The organism is Porticoccus litoralis (assembly GCF_030676955.1).
Lineage (GTDB): Bacteria > Pseudomonadota > Gammaproteobacteria > Pseudomonadales > Porticoccaceae > Porticoccus > Porticoccus litoralis.
Genome location: NZ_JAUUUU010000008.1, coordinates 1 through 17,866, shown reverse-complemented (window position 1 = coordinate 17,866; position 17,866 = coordinate 1). Strand labels below are relative to the sequence as shown.

The window sequence follows — 17,866 nt, the reverse complement described above, 5'->3', positions numbered from 1 at the left end:
TTACTCGATAACTTTAGCGACGACGCCGGCGCCTACAGTACGGCCACCTTCACGGATCGCAAAACGCAAGCCATCTTCCATCGCAATCGGTGCAATCAACGTCACTACCATCTGCACGTTGTCGCCCGGCATGACCATCTCAACGCCTTCAGGCAGCTCACAAGCACCTGTCACGTCAGTGGTACGGAAGTAGAACTGCGGACGGTAGCCTTTGAAGAACGGCGTGTGACGGCCACCTTCGTCCTTGGACAGCACATAAACTTCTGCTTCGAACTTGGTGTGCGGGGTAATGGTGCCCGGCTTCGCCAGTACCTGACCACGCTCAACTTCGTCACGCTTGGTACCGCGCAGCAGTACACCAACGTTCTCACCAGCACGGCCTTCGTCCAGCAGCTTGCGGAACATCTCAACACCGGTACAGGTGGTCTTGGTGGTGTCGTGGATACCGACAATTTCGATTTCCTCGCCCACTTTGATAATGCCGCGCTCTACACGACCGGTAACTACCGTACCGCGACCAGAGATGGAGAATACGTCTTCGATCGGCATCAGGAACGGTTGGTCAATCGCGCGCTCCGGCTCCGGAATGTACTCGTCCAGGGTCTCTACCAGCTTCTTAACAGCGGTAGTGCCCATTTCGTTATCGTCTTTGCCTTCCAGCGCCATCAGGGCAGAGCCGATGATGATCGGGGTATCGTCACCCGGGAAGTCGTACTGGTCCAGAAGTTCGCGAACTTCCATCTCTACCAGCTCCAGCAGCTCTTCGTCATCAACCATGTCGGCTTTGTTCAGGAAGACCACAATATAAGGTACGCCTACCTGACGGGACAGCAGGATGTGCTCACGGGTTTGTGGCATTGGGCCATCCGCTGCAGAACAAACCAGGATCGCCCCGTCCATCTGCGCCGCACCAGTGATCATGTTTTTCACATAGTCAGCGTGTCCGGGACAGTCTACGTGTGCGTAGTGACGGTTCGGTGAATCGTATTCCACGTGGGAGGTCGCAATGGTAATACCGCGCTCGCGCTCTTCCGGTGCATTGTCGATGCCGTCAAACGCCACCGCTGTACCACCCCAGACTTCCGCACACACGCGCGTCAGCGCCGCAGTCAGCGTCGTTTTACCATGGTCTACGTGACCAATCGTACCCACGTTTACGTGGGGCTTATTTCGTTCAAACTTTTCTTTTGCCATTTCCAGGTCCTCTCAAAATCAAATTTTAGTTAACGCATATTCTTGGCGATCACTTCATCTGCGACATTGCGCGGCGCTTCTGCGTATTTCTCAAACTCCATGGTGAAGGTGGCACGACCCTGGGTGGCAGAGCGCAGGTCGGTGGCATAACCGAACATTTCCGCCAGTGGCACTTCAGAATTGACTACCTTGCCGGATACAGTTTCATCCATACCCAGAATCACACCGCGGCGGCGGTTCAGGTCACCCACCACATCGCCCATATTTTCCTCGGGCGTAACCACCTCAACTTTCATAATGGGCTCAAGCAGCACTGCACCGCCCCTGGTGGCCAGTTGCTTGGTGGCCATGGATGCAGCGATCTTGAAGGCCATCTCTGATGAGTCCACATCGTGGTATGAGCCATCGTAAAGTGTCGCTTTCAAGCCAAGCAGCGGATAGCCGGCGACCACACCATTCTGCATCTGCTCCTCAATACCCTTGGCTACAGCGGGGATGTATTCCTTGGGCACCGTACCCCCGACAATTTCGTTCACAAACTCCAGGCCTTCGGCACCGGCATCTTCACCCGGTTCAAAGCGAACCCAGACATGCCCGTACTGGCCACGACCGCCGGACTGGCGAACAAACTTGCCCTCGATTTCGCAGGTGTTGCGAATGGCTTCGCGGTAGGCCACCTGCGGCTTACCAATATTGGCCTCAACGCTGAACTCCCGGCGCATACGCTCAACGAGGATATCCAGGTGTAATTCACCCATGCCGGAAATTATGGTCTGGCCGGTTTCTTCATCTGTTTTCACCCGGAAAGATGGGTCTTCCTGAGCCAGCTTGCCCAGTGCAATACCCATTTTTTCTTGATCCGCCTTGGAACGCGGTTCCACAGCCACGGAAATGACCGGTTCGGGAAACTCCATACGCTCCAGCGTAATCACCTTGTTGATATCGCAGAGGGTGTCACCTGTAGTGACATCTTTCAGACCAATTCCAGCTGCGATATCGCCAGCCAGCACTTCCTTGATCTCCTCGCGGTTGTTGGCGTGCATCTGCACCATACGACCGATCCGCTCTTTCTTACCCTTCACCGGGTTGTAAACCATATCCCCGGAATTCAAAGTTCCGGAGTAAACGCGAAAGAACGTTAAGGTGCCAACAAACGGGTCGGTGGCGATTTTGAATGCCAGCGCTGCGAAGGGTGCCTTGTCGTCTGCCTCACGGGTATCGTGGGTTTCCCCATCTTCAAGCACACCATCAATAGCCTTCACCTCTGTGGGTGCAGGCAGGTATTCAATCACCGCGTCAAGCACGGCCTGAACACCCTTGTTCTTGAACGCTGAGCCGCCCAATACCGGAACAATTTCATTGGCCAAAGTGCGCAGGCGAATACCCTGCCTGATCTCATCTTCGGTCAACTCCCCTTCCTCGAGGTATTTCTCCATCAGCTCTTCATTGGCTTCTGCTGCCGCTTCCACCATGTACTCGCGCATTTCCTCGCACTGATCAAGCAGGTCATCCGGAATATCTGCGTAGTCGAAGGTCATCCCCTGATCAGATTCATTCCACAAAATGGCCTTCATCTTCACCAGGTCGACAACACCCTTAAAGTGCTCTTCAGACCCAATTGTCATTTGCAGGGGAACGGCATTGGCACCGAGACGCTTTTTCAGCTGATCAACCACTCGCATGAAGTCGGCACCAGCCCGGTCCATCTTGTTGACAAACACCATGCGCGGCACTTCATATTTATTCGCCTGGCGCCACACTGTTTCTGTTTGCGGCTGGACCCCGGAGGAGCCACACAGCACCACCACGGCACCATCCAGCACCCGCAGGGAGCGCTCGACCTCAATGGTGAAGTCCACGTGCCCGGGGGTATCGATGATGTTGATCCGGTGTTGAGGGAATTGTTGCTGCATACCCGACCAGAAACAGGTGGTAGCCGCCGAGGTGATGGTAATACCCCGCTCCTGCTCCTGCTCCATCCAGTCCATGGTCGCCGCACCGTCATGCACCTCGCCAATCTTGTGCGACAGGCCAGTATAGAAAAGCACACGCTCCGTCGTGGTGGTCTTCCCCGCATCTACGTGGGCACAAATGCCGATATTGCGATAACGGGTAATGGGTGTCTTACGCGCCACAGGTCTTTCCCCCAAAAACATTCATCTTAAAACCACAAAAGGGTAGCTGCAGACAGCTACCCTTCTGGGATACCTTAACGTTCCGATACTGCGATTAGAATCGGAAGTGTGAGAACGCCTTGTTGGCTTCAGCCATACGGTGGACGTCTTCACGTTTCTTCACTGCGCCGCCTTTACTCTGGTAGGCATCAATGATTTCACCGGCAAGACGCTGAGACATGGACTTCTCACCACGATTGCGGGCGTAGTCTACCATCCAGCGCATGGCCAGTGCGGCACGGCGTGAGGGACGAACCTCTACCGGCACCTGATAGGTCGCACCACCAACACGACGTGACTTCACTTCCACCATCGGGGCGATATTGTCCAGGGCAGTTTCAAATACCGCCACCGGCTCTTCTTTCAAACGGCTTTCTACCAGGTCAAGTGCACCGTAAACAATGCGCTCTGCAACGGATTTTTTACCGCTGACCATGACGTGGTTCATAAACTTTGCCAGCGTGACATTGCCAAACTTAGGATCTGGCAGAATTTCGCGCTTAGCGACAACTCTTCTTCTAGGCATAATCTAGCTCTTCTCTTCAGGGTTGTCCGGGATTGATCACACTGCGGCTAGCGCACCCGGCCTTACTCGGTTCTGACCGACACAAAGTCGCCCCTTACTTGGGACGCTTGGCTCCATACTTGGAACGACGCTGTCTGCGGCTGCTCACACCAGCAGTATCCAGGCTGCCACGAACGGTGTGATAACGCACACCAGGCAAATCCTTAACACGGCCGCCACGAATCAGCACCACACTGTGCTCCTGCAGGTTGTGACCCTCACCACCAATGTACGAAGTCACTTCGTAACCATTAGTCAGACGAACACGACACACTTTACGCAGTGCAGAATTCGGCTTCTTCGGCGTAGTTGTGTAAACACGGGTGCAAACACCACGACGCTGAGGGCAAGCTTGCAGAGCAGGTACGTCACTCTTAGCAACTTTGCGTTTTCTCGGCTTACGAACCAACTGGTTGATCGTTGCCATTCAATAACTCCAAATTACAAAAACGCCTTTATTAAAAAAGGCTCCAATAAAGGAATCCACAAGCGCAGACCCCCACTTTAGGGAGGCGGCATTCTAATGAGAGCGCCACCTTGAGTCAAGCGGCCTGAGACAGGCCGCCCACCTCATTTGCATCACTCCTCGCCAGAGGAGTTCAGCGCTTCACTCAGTGCCGCTTCAATATCCATGGCGCTAACAGTGGTGTCACCCACGGCCTCACGCGCTTTGCGACGCTGGTTGTGATAGGTCAGGCCGGTACCCGCCGGAATCAAACGACCAACCACCACGTTCTCCTTCAGACCGCGGAGGGGATCGGCTTTGCCGGTCACCGAAGCTTCTGTCAACACGCGGGTAGTCTCCTGGAAGGAGGCCGCAGAGACGAAACTGTCGGTAGCCAGAGATGCCTTGGTAATACCGAGCAACAAACGCTCAAACTTGGCTGGTGTTTTACCTTCGTTATACAGCGCCTCGTTCTCTTCGAGGATGCGGTTGTACTCTACCTGCTCGCCTTTAACGAAGGAGGAATCACCCATATCCATCACTTCCACCTTGCGCAGCATCTGGCGGCAAATGACTTCAATGTGCTTGTCATTGATCTTCACGCCCTGCAGGCGGTAAACATCCTGAATCTCGTTGACGATATATTTGGCCAGCGAATCCACACCTTGCAGGCGCAAGATATCGTGGGGATTGGCGGGACCATCGGCGATCACCTCACCCTTCTCGACGTGCTCACCTTCGAACACACCCAGCTGACGCCATTTCGGTATCAGTTCTTCGTACTGAGAGCTGCCATCGGGCAAGGTCTGCCCATCTGGCGGAATGATCACCAGACGACGCTTGCCTTTGGTTTCCTTACCGAAGCTGACGGTACCGGTAATCTCCGCCAGAATAGCGGGATCTTTTGGCTTACGCGCTTCAAACAGGTCAGCAACCCTTGGCAGACCACCGGTAATGTCACGAGTCTTGGAGCCTTCCTGCGGAATACGGGCGATAACGTCACCAGCACCCACCCGCTCGCTATCGCTGACACTCAGGATGGCGTTGGCTGGGAGCATGTAGTGTGCCGGGACCGTCGAGTTGGGGAAGTTCTGCTCTTTACCCTTCTCGTCCAGCAGCGTCACCATCGGCTTCAGATCTTTACCAGCGGATGGCCGTTCGTTGGGATCAATGACCGAAATGCTGGACAGACCTGTCATCTCGTCCGTCTGCATACGGGTGCTGAGGCCTTCCTCCATACCGGAGAAGGCAATCTTACCACCCACCTCGGAAATAATCGGGTGGGTGTGAGGATCCCAGTTGGCCACGATATCACCGGCCTGAACACTGGCACCTTCTTTAACCTTGATAGTCGCACCGTATGGCAGCTTGTAACGCTCACGCTCGCGACCATTCTCATCAGCAAGTGCCAGCTCACCGGAACGGGATACCGCTACCAGCTCACCGTTTTCACGCTCAACCACCTTAATGTTCACCAGGCGGACGGTACCGTTCATTTTCACCTGGATGTTGTCCACCGCTGACGCACGAGATGCAGCGCCACCAATATGGAACGTACGCATGGTCAACTGGGTTCCCGGCTCACCAATAGACTGAGCTGCGATGACACCGATGGCTTCACCAGCGTTGACCATGTGACCACGGGCCAGGTCACGGCCGTAACATTCGGAGCAGATACCAAAACGGGTTTCGCAGGTAATCGGCGAACGCACCTTGATTTCGTCGATACCCATGGCCTCAATGCGCTCGACCCATTTTTCATCGATCATGGTGCCCGCTTCGACGGCAATGTCATTGCCGCCGGGCTGAATGACATCCACGGCGACTACGCGGCCAAGAATCCGGTCACCCAGAGATTCGATGATGTCACCACCCTCGATCACAGGCGTCATCAACAGGCCTTCCTCGGTGCCACAATCCTGCTCCACGACCACCAGATCCTGAGACACATCCACCAGACGACGGGTCAGGTAACCGGAGTTCGCAGTTTTCAGTGCGGTATCCGCCAGACCTTTACGCGCACCGTGGGTAGAGATGAAGTACTGCAGTACGTTCAGACCTTCACGGAAGTTCGCGGTAATCGGCGTCTCAATAATGGAGCCATCAGGACGGGCCATCAGACCGCGCATACCTGCCAGCTGACGAATCTGAGCAGGTGAACCCCGCGCACCCGAATCAGCCATGATGTAGACCGAGTTGAAGGACTCCTGCTCAACTTCCTCGCCGTCACGATTGATGACAGGCTCAGTGCTGATGACCTCCATCATGGACTTGGCCACTTGGTCATTGGCGCGGGACCAGATATCGATCACTTTGTTGTACTTCTCACCCTGGGTTACCAGACCGGAGGCAAACTGGCTTTCGATCTCCATCACTTCCGCTTCAGCACGGGAAATAATCTCGTCCTTGGCGTCGGGAATGGTAAAGTCATTAACCCCAATGGACACACCGGACTTGGTTGAAAAATCAAAACCGGTATACATCAATTGGTCGGCAAAGATAACTGTCGCTTTCAACCCAACATCACGGTAGCAGCGGTTGATAATGCGAGAGATGGCCTTTTTGGTCATCGGTTGGTTAACCATCTCGAACGCCAGACCTTCCGGTACGATTTCCCACAGCAGCGCGCGGCCAACAGTGGTGTCGGCCAGGAAAGTACGCTCCTGACGCTCGCCCTCTTCACTGAAGGTCACTTCGTGAATACGAACCTTGGCCTTAGCCTGCAAATCCGCCTGCTTACCATAAAAAGCGCGGGACACTTCCTGGAGATTGGCATACACACGGCCTTCACCCTTGGCGTTCACACGCTCACGGGTCATGTAATAGAGACCCAGCACCACGTCCTGGGAGGGCACGATGATAGGCTCACCGTTGGCCGGTGAGAGAATGTTGTTGGTGGACATCATCAATGCACGGGACTCGAGCTGAGCTTCCAGGGTCAGCGGTACGTGAACCGCCATCTGGTCACCGTCGAAGTCGGCGTTGTATGCCGCACAGACCAGCGGATGCAGCTGGATCGCCTTACCCTCAATCAGTACGGGCTCAAAGGCCTGAATACCCAGTCTGTGGAGTGTCGGCGCACGGTTCAACAATACCGGGTGTTCGCGGATCACTTCATCCAGAATATCCCATACCACCGGCTCTTCACGCTCGACCATTTTCTTGGCGGCCTTGATTGTCGTGGCCAAACCACGCAACTCCAGCTTGGAAAAAATGAACGGCTTAAACAGTTCCAGCGCCATACGCTTAGGCAGGCCACACTGGTGCAGACGTAGCGTCGGACCGACCACGATCACGGAACGACCGGAGTAGTCCACACGCTTACCCAGCAGGTTCTGCCGGAAACGACCCTGCTTGCCCTTGATCATATCGGCCAGGGACTTCAGCGGGCGTTTGTTGGAACCGGTAATCGCACGACCGCGACGACCATTGTCCAGCAGCGCATCCACCGCTTCCTGCAGCATGCGCTTCTCATTGCGCACGATAATATCGGGAGCATTCAGCTCCAGCAGGCGCTTCAGACGGTTATTACGGTTGATCACCCGACGGTACAGATCATTGAGATCTGACGTAGCAAAACGGCCTCCGTCCAGGGGCACCAGCGGACGCAGATCCGGCGGCAGAACTGGCAGGGCTTCCATTACCATCCACTCGGGCTTGTTTCCGGAGCTCTGGAAAGCTTCCAGCAGCTTCAGACGCTTGGAGAACTTCTTGATTTTGGTTTCCGAGCGGGTGTTGGGAATCTCTTCACGGATAGTGGCAATCTCATGCTCGAGATCGAGGTCCTTCATCAGTGACTGAATGCCCTCAGCACCCATCATTGCTTCAAAGTCATCGCCGAAATCTTCCATAGCCTGGAAGTATTCGTCATCGCTTAGCAACTGGCCACGCTCCAGCGTAGTCATGCCAGGGTCAGTGACCACAAATGACTCAAAATACAGCACGCGCTCAATTTCGCGCAGTGTCATATCCAGCATCAGACCAATGCGGGATGGCAGCGATTTCAGGAACCAGATATGAGCAACCGGACAGGCCAGCTCAATGTGCCCCATACGTTCCCGGCGCACTTTCGCCAGCGTTACTTCCACACCGCATTTTTCACAGACGATGCCACGGTGCTTCATACGCTTGTATTTGCCGCAGAGACATTCGTAGTCTTTAACCGGGCCAAAAATCTTGGCGCAGAACAGGCCTTCCCGTTCCGGCTTGAACGTTCGGTAGTTAATGGTCTCCGGCTTTTTCACTTCGCCAAATGACCAGGAGCGAATCATGTCCGGCGACGCCAGGCCGATACGGATGGCGTCAAATTCGCCGGTTTGATCCTGTGACTTGAGCAGATTCAGTAAGTCTTTCAATGCCTTTCTCCAGTGGGTGCTACCTTTGCGCGGCGGGCCACATGCCCGCCCCCAACCTAATTGTTGCCGTTACTCGTTTTCCAACTCGATGTTGATACCCAGCGAGCGGATTTCCTTCACCAATACGTTGAAGGATTCGGGCATACCGGGCTCCATACGGTGATCGCCATCCACGATGTTCTTGTACATCTTGGTACGACCGTTCACGTCATCGGATTTCACTGTCAACATCTCCTGGAGCGTGTAGGCGGCGCCATAGGCTTCCAGCGCCCAAACCTCCATCTCACCAAAGCGCTGACCACCAAACTGGGCTTTACCACCCAGCGGCTGTTGCGTTACCAGGCTGTAGGAACCGGTGGAACGAGCATGCATCTTGTCATCCACCAGGTGGTTCAGTTTCAGCATGTACATGTAACCAACGGTCACCGGACGCTCAAACTTGTCACCGGTACGGCCATTGTAGAGTGTCATCTGACCACTCTCAGGCAGATCGGCCAGCTCTAACAACGCCTTGATTTCCTCTTCCTTGGCACCGTCAAACACCGGCGTGGCCATGGGCACACCCTTGCGTAGGTTCTTTGCCAGAGCGGTCACTTCCTTGTCTGTCAGCTTCTTCAGTTCGACCGGCTTGGTACCAACACCTACGCTGTAGACCTTGTCCAGGAACTCGCGAACTTCGGAAATCTTTCTTTCCTCTTGCACCATGCGGTCGATCTTTTCGCCCAGTCCTTTCGCTGCGAGACCCATATGAGTCTCCAGAATCTGACCTACGTTCATCCGCGAGGGTACACCCAGCGGGTTCAGCACCACGTCAACGGGCACGCCGTTTTCGTCGTAGGGCATATCTTCCACCGGCATAATCACGGAGATCACACCCTTGTTACCGTGACGTCCGGCCATCTTGTCACCGGGCTGCACACGGCGTTTCACGGCCAGATAAACTTTGACCGTTTTCAGCACACCGGGCGCCAGGTCGTCGCCGCTCTGCAGCTTGCCTTTCTTGTCTTCGTAGCGCTCGTCAAGAATTTGACGACGTTCCGCCAGAAGCTCTTCCGCACGAGACAGTTGCTCATTGAGCGCATCATCAGCCATGCGCAGCTTGAACCACTCTTCACCGGTAAATGCTTCAGCAATTTCCGCAGTCAGGGCATCACCTTTCTTCAGGCCAGGGGCCTTGACCACTTCACTGCCTACCAGCGCTGCACAGAGACGCTCAAAGGTGGCATTTTCCATGATGCGGTATTCATCGTTCAGATCCTGGCGATATTGATCCAGAGCCGCTTTTTCAATCTGCAGGGAGCGCTGATCCTTTTCCAGGCCATCGCGGGTAAAGACCTGCACATCGATAACGGTACCCTTGGTACTTGAGGGCACTCTCAGCGATGTATCTTTCACGTCGGACGCTTTTTCACCGAAGATGGCACGCAGCAGTTTTTCTTCCGGTGTCAGCTGGGTTTCACCTTTGGGCGTCACCTTACCAACCAGAATATCGCCAGCAGACACTTCCGCACCGATGTAGACAATACCGGACTCATCCAGACGGGACAGGGCAGTTTCACCAACATTGGGAATATCAGCAGTGATCTCTTCTGCGCCCAACTTCGTGTCGCGAGCAGTACAGGTCAGTTCCTGAATATGAATGGTGGTGAAACGATCTTCCTGAACTACCCGCTCCGAGATAAGAATGGAGTCCTCAAAGTTGTAGCCATTCCAGGGCATAAAGGCGATGCGCATGTTCTGACCCAGCGCCAGCTCACCCATATCCACGGACGGGCCATCGGCAAGGATATCGCCACGGGCAATATTGTCCCCCAGAGACACAATCGGACGCTGGTTAATACAGGTATTCTGGTTGGAACGGGTGTATTTGGTGAGGTTATAGATATCCACACCGGCATCGCCCGCTTCCACTTCGTCGTCATTGACGCGCACCACAATACGGCTGGCATCAACGCTCTCGATCACGCCACCGCGGCGGGCGACCACGCAGACACCGGAGTCAGATGCAACATAACGTTCAAAGCCAGTACCGACCAGCGGCTTTTCAGCCACCAGCGTAGGCACCGCCTGACGTTGCATGTTGGAGCCCATCAATGCACGGTTCGCATCATCGTGCTCCAGGAACGGAATCAGTGATGCTGCCACCGAAACCACCTGCTGTGGAGAGACGTCCATGTAATGGACTTCTTCCGGCGGCTTCACAGTGAATTCACCCATGTGACGCACGTTGACCAGCTCATCACAAAGCTCGCCCTTGTCGTTCACGGAAGCGGAAGCCTGCGCGATGATAAACCCAGCTTCGTTGATGGCTGACAGGTATTCAATGTCGTCGGTAACCTTACGATCCACGACCTTGCGGTAAGGCGTTTCGAGGAAACCGTAGTCGTTGGTGCGCGCATAGGCGGCCAGCGAGTTGATCAGACCGATGTTCGGTCCTTCAGGGGTCTCAATCGGACACACCCGACCATAGTGGGTGGGGTGTACGTCGCGCACCTCAAAGCCGGCACGCTCACGGGTCAGACCGCCCGGGCCCAATGCAGACACACGACGCTTGTGGGTCACTTCGGACAGCGGGTTATTCTGGTCCATAAACTGAGACAGCTGGCTGGAACCGAAGAACTCTTTCATGGCAGCGGCAACCGGCTTGGCATTCACCAGATCCTGAGGCATCAGGCCTTCGGACTCAGCCACCGACAGGCGCTCTTTGACCGCGCGCTCAACACGTACCAGACCAATACGGAACTGGTTTTCTGCCATTTCACCCACAGAGCGGATACGACGGTTACCCAGGTGGTCGATATCATCGACAACACCCTTACCGTTGCGAATATCCAGCAGCACCTTCACCACATCGACAATATCTTCACGGCTCAGGGTGCCTTCACCCGATTCATCTTCCCGACCGAGGCGACGATTGAACTTCATGCGTCCTACTGCGGACAGGTCATAACGCTCCAGGCTGAAGAACAGGTTGTTAAACAGGTTCTCTGCAGACTCCTTGGTTGGCGGCTCACCCGGGCGCATCATGCGGTAGATTTCAACCAATGCTTCCAGCTGGGTACGCGAGCTGTCACTGCGCAGGGTGTCTGAAATAAAGGAACCACAATCCAGGTCATTGGTATAGATGGTTTCTACTGACTTCATGCCTGCAGCGCGCAGCTGTTCTACCACCTCAGCGGTAATTTCAGTATTACATTCCAGCAACAACTCACCGGTATCGGCATCGATCAGGTCTTTTGCAAGGGCGCGGCCATACAGGTAGTCCGCAGGGACTTCCAGCTTGCTAATGTTGTCTTTTTCCAGGTCACGGATATGGCGTGCCGTGATACGGCGGCCTTCTTCCACGATAACCTTGTTGCCCTTACCCTTGATATCAAAGGCTGCGATATCACCACGCAGGCGAGAAGGCACCAGGTCCAGACTGTACGTGCCGTCATCGGCAAAGTTGAACTTGCTGGTTTCAAAGAACATTTCCAGCATTTCTTCAGAGCTGTAACCGAGCGCACGCAGCAAAATGGTCGCCGGCAGTTTGCGGCGACGGTCAATACGTACGTAGAGCAGATCTTTGGGATCAAACTCGAAGTCCAGCCAGGATCCACGGTAGGGAATAATCCGCGCGCTATACAGCAGTTTTCCCGAGGAATGGGTTTTGCCCTTATCGTGATCGAAGAAAACACCTGGCGAACGGTGCAGCTGGGAAACGATAACCCGTTCGGTACCATTGATGATAAAGGTACCGTTATCGGTCATGAGGGGAATTTCCCCCATGTAGACTTCCTGTTCCTTGATGTCCTTGATCGCCTTGTTGGCAGAGTCCTTGTCGTAAATAACCAGTCTCACGCGGACTCGCAGAGGCACAGCAAAGGTTACGCTGCGCAGCTTACACTCTTCCTCATCAAAGAGCGGCTTGCCGAGGACATAGTCGACATATTCAAGACTCGCATTGCCAGAGTAGCTGACAATCGGGAACACGGAATTAAATGCGGCATGCAAACCGGCATCCATCCGCTCTTCGGCGGAGACACCCATCTGCGTGAAATTTCGGTAGGAGTCGAGCTGAATCGCAAGAAGGAAAGGCAGATCCATTACCTGTGGCAATTTGCCAAAATCCTTGCGAATGCGTTTTTTCTCAGTGTATGAGTAAGCCATCATTTTCCCCAGCACGTTCACTTGGTCAGGCAGACCATTCAGCATTGTTCAGCCTTCTGGCTGATTGCCCACATGTCATAGCGACAATAGGGCTTTTTTTGAACCCGCTTAATGGACCTGCCATAAGCGGGAAAAGGCCGGCGGGCAAAAGCCCGCCAGCCCATGTCTGACAATTAATCAGACAACCAGCGCGTCAAGCACGTCGAACTTATTTAAGTTCGACAGTTGCGCCAGCCTCTTCCAGTTCTTTCTTGGCTGCTTCAGCCTCGTCTTTAGAAACGCCTTCTTTCAGAGTAGAAGGAGCACTATCAACAAGTTCTTTGGCTTCTTTCAGGCCCAGACCAGTCAGACCGCGAACTGCTTTGATCACGTTGACTTTCTTCTCGCCTGCAGCGCTCAGAACGATATCAAACTCGGTTTGTTCTTCAGCTGCAGCAGCTTCGCCACCAGCAGCAGGAGCAGCAGCAACAGCAACAGCCGCAGCGGCAGATACGCCGAATTTTTCTTCCATTGCTTCAACGAGTTCTACAACATCCATAACACTCATTTCAGCAATTGCATTCAAAATGTCATCTTTTGATAGAGCCATGACTCAATCTCCTGATAAAAAATAAGTTTAAATAAACGATGTCACGAATTAAGCAGCTTCCTGCTTCTGGTCGCGAACAGCCGCTACAACACGAGTCACTTTGGAAGGCACATCGTTGAGGGTACGAACCAGCTTGGAAACCGGTGCGATCATCACGCTGACCAACTGACCGAGCGCTTGCTCAAGGGTCGGCAGATTAGCGAGCACATCAACTTGCGCTTTATCCAACAGTTGTCCACTGACGGACAGCGCCTTGATCTCGAATTTGTCATTTGTTTTTGCAAATTCTTTGAACAGGCGTGCTGCGGCACCCGGATCCTCCATTGAGAAACCGAATAGTGACGGACCGGTCAGTACGTCGGACACGCACTCAAAATCGGTACCTTCAAAAGCGCGTTTGGCGAGGGTATTACGCACAACACGCAGGTCGATTTTTTGTTCGCGAGCCTTGGCACGGAGCTCAGTCATATCTGTCACGTTGACGCCGCGAGCGTCAGCGATTACCAGTGACAATGCATTGCCAGCAGTCTCGTTAACTTCAGCGACAATCGCTTTTTTGTCTTCGAGATTCAATGCCACGAGATTATCTCCTGGATTTAATTGACCACCCCGAAGGAGGGCCAACTGGTTAAACATCAATCAAACATCGACTGATGCCGTTTCGGTGATCAAATCCAGTCAAAAGAATACTGAACTGGGTCACACCGTCTGCGTAGGCGTTTCCTTCAACTACAGCCCGAAGGCTTAAAAGAACCATTAGACCCGGAGGCACCTACGGTCTTTGACGGCCCGGGTGCGTACTACTTAACCGCGACCCAGACCCCAAAGTTTGTTCGAACCGTCAGGTTCGGGATCAGCTCTCCAGAGAGGCCTGATCAATAATCACACCCGGCCCCATGGTGGTGGAGAGGGTTACTTTTTTCAGGTACACACCCTTGGCTGATGCAGGCTTGGCTTTTTTAAGGTCAGCCAGCAACGCTTCCAGGTTTTCTTTCAGAGCCGTGGGCTCAAAAGAGATGCTGCCAATACCACCGTGCACAATGCCGTTTTTATCAGCGCGGAAACGCACCTGACCGGCTTTTGCGTTCTTAACAGCGGTTGCAACATCGGGAGTTACTGTTCCAGTTTTCGGGTTGGGCATCAGGCCACGGGGGCCGAGCACCTGGCCCAACTGACCCACTACGCGCATAGCGGCAGGGTCAGCGATAACTACGTCAAAGTCCATGTTTCCGGCCTTGACCTGTTCTGCCAGATCTTCCATACCCACCAGGTCGGCACCTGCGGCTTTAGCAGCTTCAGCAGCTTCACCTTGAGTAAACACGGCAACGCGAACCGTTTTACCGGTTCCGTTCGGCAACGTGGTGGCACCACGAACGTTCTGGTCAGATTTGCGCGGATCAATACCCAGATTGATCGCCACATCAACGGTTTCTGAAAATTTAACCGTAGAAATTTCTTTCAGCAGAGCAATGGCATCAGCAATCGGATACTGTTTGCCATTAACAACTTTTTCATTGATCGCGCGAAGACGCTTGGACAACTTAGCCATTTACAGCCCCTCCACATCAAGACCCATCGCACGCGCTGATCCAGCAATCGTACGAACTGCTGCGTCCATATCGGCAGCAGTCAGGTCAGGTTTTTTAGCGGTGGCAATCTCTTCCAGTTGAGCGCGGGTGACCTTGCCAACTTTGTTCGTGTTCGGACGGCCACTACCACTCTTGATACCGGCAGCTTTTTTCAACAGGAAAGAAGCCGGCGGTGTTTTCATGGTAAAGGTGAAGCTGCGATCGCTGTATACGCTGATCACAACAGGAACCGGCGCACCCTGCTCCAGGCTCTGGGTCTGTGCGTTAAACGCTTTACAGAACTCCATAATGTTGACACCGTGCTGACCCAGCGCGGGACCGACCGGCGGACTGGGGTTTGCCTGTCCGGCGGCAACCTGAAGCTTAATATAAGCCTCGATCTTCTTTGCCATTTCATTTCTCCTTAGATGGGTGTTAACGCCTCAGGGTAAAACCCGTCTTCGGCTCCCCGCTATTACCCCCAATGGGCAATAGCAATAAAAAAACTAGGCCTTCTCGACCTGGGTAAACTCAAGCTCAACGGGTGTGGATCGCCCAAAAATGGAGACCGACACACGCAGTCGACTTTTTTCGTAGTTCACCTCTTCAACGACACCGTTAAAGTCGTTGAACGGGCCATCAACCACACGCACCACTTCTCCAGCCTCAAAGACTGTTTTGGGCCGAGGCTTGTCTTCCGAGTCATGTACGCGCTGCAGAATGGTTTCTGCTTCACGATCAGTAATCGGCGCCGGCTTGTCTGCCTTACCACCAATGAACCCCATCACACGAGGGGTTTCTTTTACCAGGTGCCAGGTTTCGTCATCCAGCTCCATCTGCACCAGCACATAACCCGGGAAAAACTTGCGCTCGCTCTTACGCTTCTGACCGCCCTTGATTTCCACAACCTCTTCGGTGGGAACCAGAATCTCGCCAAAGCGATCTTCCATGCTGTAAAGAGCCACACGCTCTTTCAGTGCCGCAGCCACTTTCTTTTCAAAGCCTGAATAGGCGTGTACCACATACCAGCGCATCTGAACCTCTTAACCTATAACCATTGAGGCCAGCCAGCCAAACAGCGTGTCCAGCCCCCAGAGAATCAGCGACATGATCAGCACCACTGCAACCACCATCAGCGTGGTTTGGTTGCGCTCCTGACGGGTTGGCCAAACCACTCGCCGGGTCTCGGTGTAGGCACCTCGCAACAGCGTGATGAAGCTCTCACCCTTGCGGGTTTGCACTGCCACAAAACCAGCAACCAGGGCCACTGCCAACATAGCCAGCACCCGGTACAGCAATGATTCCGTAGAGTAGTAGTAGTTACCGTAAATAGCCCCCGCCACAAGCACAGTAACGACCAGCCATTTCAGACTATCTAATCGATACTGTTTTTCTTCTGTCGCTGCACTCATTTTTCGTATTGCGCCCTTATCAAACTCAGCATCCAACTGCCGCAGATTGAACTTAAAATGGCAGGCCAGGAGGGACTCGAACCCCCAACCCCCGGTTTTGGAGACCGGTGCTCTACCAATTGAACTACTGGCCTATCGCATTACTCTTGATAACAAAACTACTCTAACGACTAGGCCGAGGCTCCCCTGAGAGGCCTCGGCCCTGGCTGGATAAATCCAGTTACGTTCGATTACTCGATAACTTTAGCGACGACGCCGGCGCCTACAGTACGGCCACCTTCACGGATCGCAAAACGCAAGCCATCTTCCATCGCAATCGGTGCAATCAACGTCACTACCATCTGCACGTTGTCGCCCGGCATGACCATCTCAACGCCTTCAGGCAGCTCACAAGCACCTGTCACGTCAGTGGTACGGAAGTAGAACTGCGGACGGTAGCCTTTGAAGAACGGCGTGTGACGGCCACCTTCGTCCTTGGACAGCACATAAACTTCTGCTTCGAACTTGGTGTGCGGGGTAATGGTGCCCGGCTTCGCCAGTACCTGACCACGCTCAACTTCGTCACGCTTGGTACCGCGCAGCAGTACACCAACGTTCTCACCAGCACGGCCTTCGTCCAGCAGCTTGCGGAACATCTCAACACCGGTACAGGTGGTCTTGGTGGTGTCGTGGATACCGACAATTTCGATTTCCTCGCCCACTTTGATAATGCCGCGCTCTACACGACCGGTAACTACCGTACCGCGACCAGAGATGGAGAATACGTCTTCGATCGGCATCAGGAACGGTTGGTCAATCGCGCGCTCCGGCTCCGGAATGTACTCGTCCAGGGTCTCTACCAGCTTCTTAACAGCGGTAGTGCCCATTTCGTTATCGTCTTTGCCTTCCAGCGCCATCAGGGCAGAGCCGATGATGATCGGGGTATCGTCACCCGGGAAGTCGTACTGGTCCAGAAGTTCGCGAACTTCCATCTCTACCAGCTCCAGCAGCTCTTCGTCATCAACCATGTCGGCTTTGTTCAGGAAGACCACAATATAAGGTACGCCTACCTGACGGGACAGCAGGATGTGCTCACGGGTTTGTGGCATTGGGCCATCCGCTGCAGAACAAACCAGGATCGCCCCGTCCATCTGCGCCGCACCAGTGATCATGTTTTTCACATAGTCAGCGTGTCCGGGACAGTCTACGTGTGCGTAGTGACGGTTCGGTGAATCGTATTCCACGTGGGAGGTCGCAATGGTAATACCGCGCTCGCGCTCTTCCGGTGCATTGTCGATGCCGTCAAACGCCACCGCTGTACCACCCCAGACTTCCGCACACACGCGCGTCAGCGCCGCAGTCAGCGTCGTTTTACCATGGTCTACGTGACCAATCGTACCCACGTTTACGTGGGGCTTATTTCGTTCAAACTTTTC

The 17,866-nt window shown here is 54.1% G+C and carries 13 protein-coding genes and 1 tRNA gene; all 14 read right to left on the bottom strand.

Translation table 11 applies throughout. The features are described 5' to 3' along the window. Positions 1 to 1,194, bottom strand: coding sequence for an elongation factor Tu (gene tuf / locus Q8A57_RS11085; protein WP_305170170.1), 1,194 nt, complete (start codon positions 1,192 to 1,194; stop codon positions 1 to 3). A 29-nt stretch (positions 1,195 to 1,223) separates the two neighbouring features. Continuing rightward, positions 1,224 to 3,329, bottom strand: coding sequence for an elongation factor G (gene fusA / locus Q8A57_RS11080; protein ID WP_305171176.1), 2,106 nt, complete (start codon positions 3,327 to 3,329; stop codon positions 1,224 to 1,226). A 94-nt stretch (positions 3,330 to 3,423) separates the two neighbouring features. Beyond that, on the bottom strand, positions 3,424 to 3,894 hold the full coding sequence (gene rpsG / locus Q8A57_RS11075) for a 30S ribosomal protein S7 (RefSeq protein ID WP_305171175.1): 471 nt from the start codon (positions 3,892 to 3,894) through the stop codon (positions 3,424 to 3,426). Positions 3,895 to 3,988: 94 nt separating this feature from the next. After that, positions 3,989 to 4,360, bottom strand: coding sequence for a 30S ribosomal protein S12 (gene rpsL / locus Q8A57_RS11070; protein ID WP_305171174.1), 372 nt, complete (start codon positions 4,358 to 4,360; stop codon positions 3,989 to 3,991). Positions 4,361 to 4,512: 152 nt separating this feature from the next. Next, positions 4,513 to 8,733, bottom strand: a complete 4,221-nt coding sequence (gene rpoC / locus Q8A57_RS11065; protein ID WP_305171173.1) for a DNA-directed RNA polymerase subunit beta' — start codon at positions 8,731 to 8,733, stop codon at positions 4,513 to 4,515. 69 nt (positions 8,734 to 8,802) lie between these two features. Further along, a complete protein-coding gene (gene rpoB, locus Q8A57_RS11060) occupies positions 8,803 to 12,882 on the bottom strand; it encodes a DNA-directed RNA polymerase subunit beta (protein WP_305171177.1) in 4,080 nt (1,359 codons plus the stop codon). Positions 12,883 to 13,090: 208 nt separating this feature from the next. Beyond that, entirely contained in the window at positions 13,091 to 13,471 is a 381-nt protein-coding gene (rplL, locus tag Q8A57_RS11055; protein ID WP_305171172.1) for a 50S ribosomal protein L7/L12, read from the bottom strand. A 48-nt stretch (positions 13,472 to 13,519) separates the two neighbouring features. After that, on the bottom strand, positions 13,520 to 14,050 hold the full coding sequence (gene rplJ, locus Q8A57_RS11050; RefSeq protein ID WP_305171171.1) for a 50S ribosomal protein L10: 531 nt from the start codon (positions 14,048 to 14,050) through the stop codon (positions 13,520 to 13,522). A gap of 274 nt (positions 14,051 to 14,324) precedes the next feature. Next, on the bottom strand, positions 14,325 to 15,020 hold the full coding sequence (rplA, locus tag Q8A57_RS11045; protein ID WP_305171170.1) for a 50S ribosomal protein L1: 696 nt from the start codon (positions 15,018 to 15,020) through the stop codon (positions 14,325 to 14,327). Next, positions 15,021 to 15,452: a 50S ribosomal protein L11 gene (gene rplK, locus Q8A57_RS11040; protein WP_305171169.1), complete on the bottom strand. Its 432-nt coding sequence runs from the start codon at positions 15,450 to 15,452 to the stop codon at positions 15,021 to 15,023. It abuts the gene before it with no gap. 93 nt (positions 15,453 to 15,545) lie between these two features. Then, positions 15,546 to 16,073 carry a transcription termination/antitermination protein NusG gene (gene nusG / locus Q8A57_RS11035; RefSeq protein WP_305171168.1) on the bottom strand — a complete coding sequence of 176 codons (528 nt, stop codon included), beginning with the start codon at positions 16,071 to 16,073 and terminating at the stop codon, positions 15,546 to 15,548. Between the two features lie 9 nt (positions 16,074 to 16,082). Beyond that, complete coding sequence (gene secE / locus Q8A57_RS11030; protein ID WP_305171167.1) at positions 16,083 to 16,451, bottom strand: preprotein translocase subunit SecE; 369 nt, start codon at positions 16,449 to 16,451, stop codon at positions 16,083 to 16,085. Between the two features lie 58 nt (positions 16,452 to 16,509). Continuing rightward, positions 16,510 to 16,585: transfer RNA gene (locus Q8A57_RS11025), tRNA-Trp, on the bottom strand. A 96-nt stretch (positions 16,586 to 16,681) separates the two neighbouring features. After that, the coding region (gene tuf / locus Q8A57_RS11020; protein WP_305169722.1) for an elongation factor Tu at positions 16,682 to 17,866 on the bottom strand (1,185 nt) is incomplete at its 5' end.

Excerpts from the sequence above, each read along its gene's own strand:
- tuf (WP_305170170.1), bottom strand. The coding sequence starts at position 1,194 with ATGGCAAAAGAAAAGTTTGAACGAAATAAGCCCCACGTAAACGTGGGT.
- rpsG (WP_305171175.1), bottom strand. The coding sequence starts at position 3,894 with ATGCCTAGAAGAAGAGTTGTCGCTAAGCGCGAAATTCTGCCAGATCCT.
- rpsL (WP_305171174.1), bottom strand. The coding sequence starts at position 4,360 with ATGGCAACGATCAACCAGTTGGTTCGTAAGCCGAGAAAACGCAAAGTT.
- rpoB (WP_305171177.1), bottom strand. The coding sequence starts at position 12,882 with ATGGCTTACTCATACACTGAGAAAAAACGCATTCGCAAGGATTTTGGC.
- rplL (WP_305171172.1), bottom strand. The coding sequence starts at position 13,471 with ATGGCTCTATCAAAAGATGACATTTTGAATGCAATTGCTGAAATGAGT.
- rplA (WP_305171170.1), bottom strand. The coding sequence starts at position 15,020 with ATGGCTAAGTTGTCCAAGCGTCTTCGCGCGATCAATGAAAAAGTTGTT.
- rplK (WP_305171169.1), bottom strand. The coding sequence starts at position 15,452 with ATGGCAAAGAAGATCGAGGCTTATATTAAGCTTCAGGTTGCCGCCGGA.
- nusG (WP_305171168.1), bottom strand. The coding sequence starts at position 16,073 with ATGCGCTGGTATGTGGTACACGCCTATTCAGGCTTTGAAAAGAAAGTG.
- secE (WP_305171167.1), bottom strand. The coding sequence starts at position 16,451 with ATGAGTGCAGCGACAGAAGAAAAACAGTATCGATTAGATAGTCTGAAA.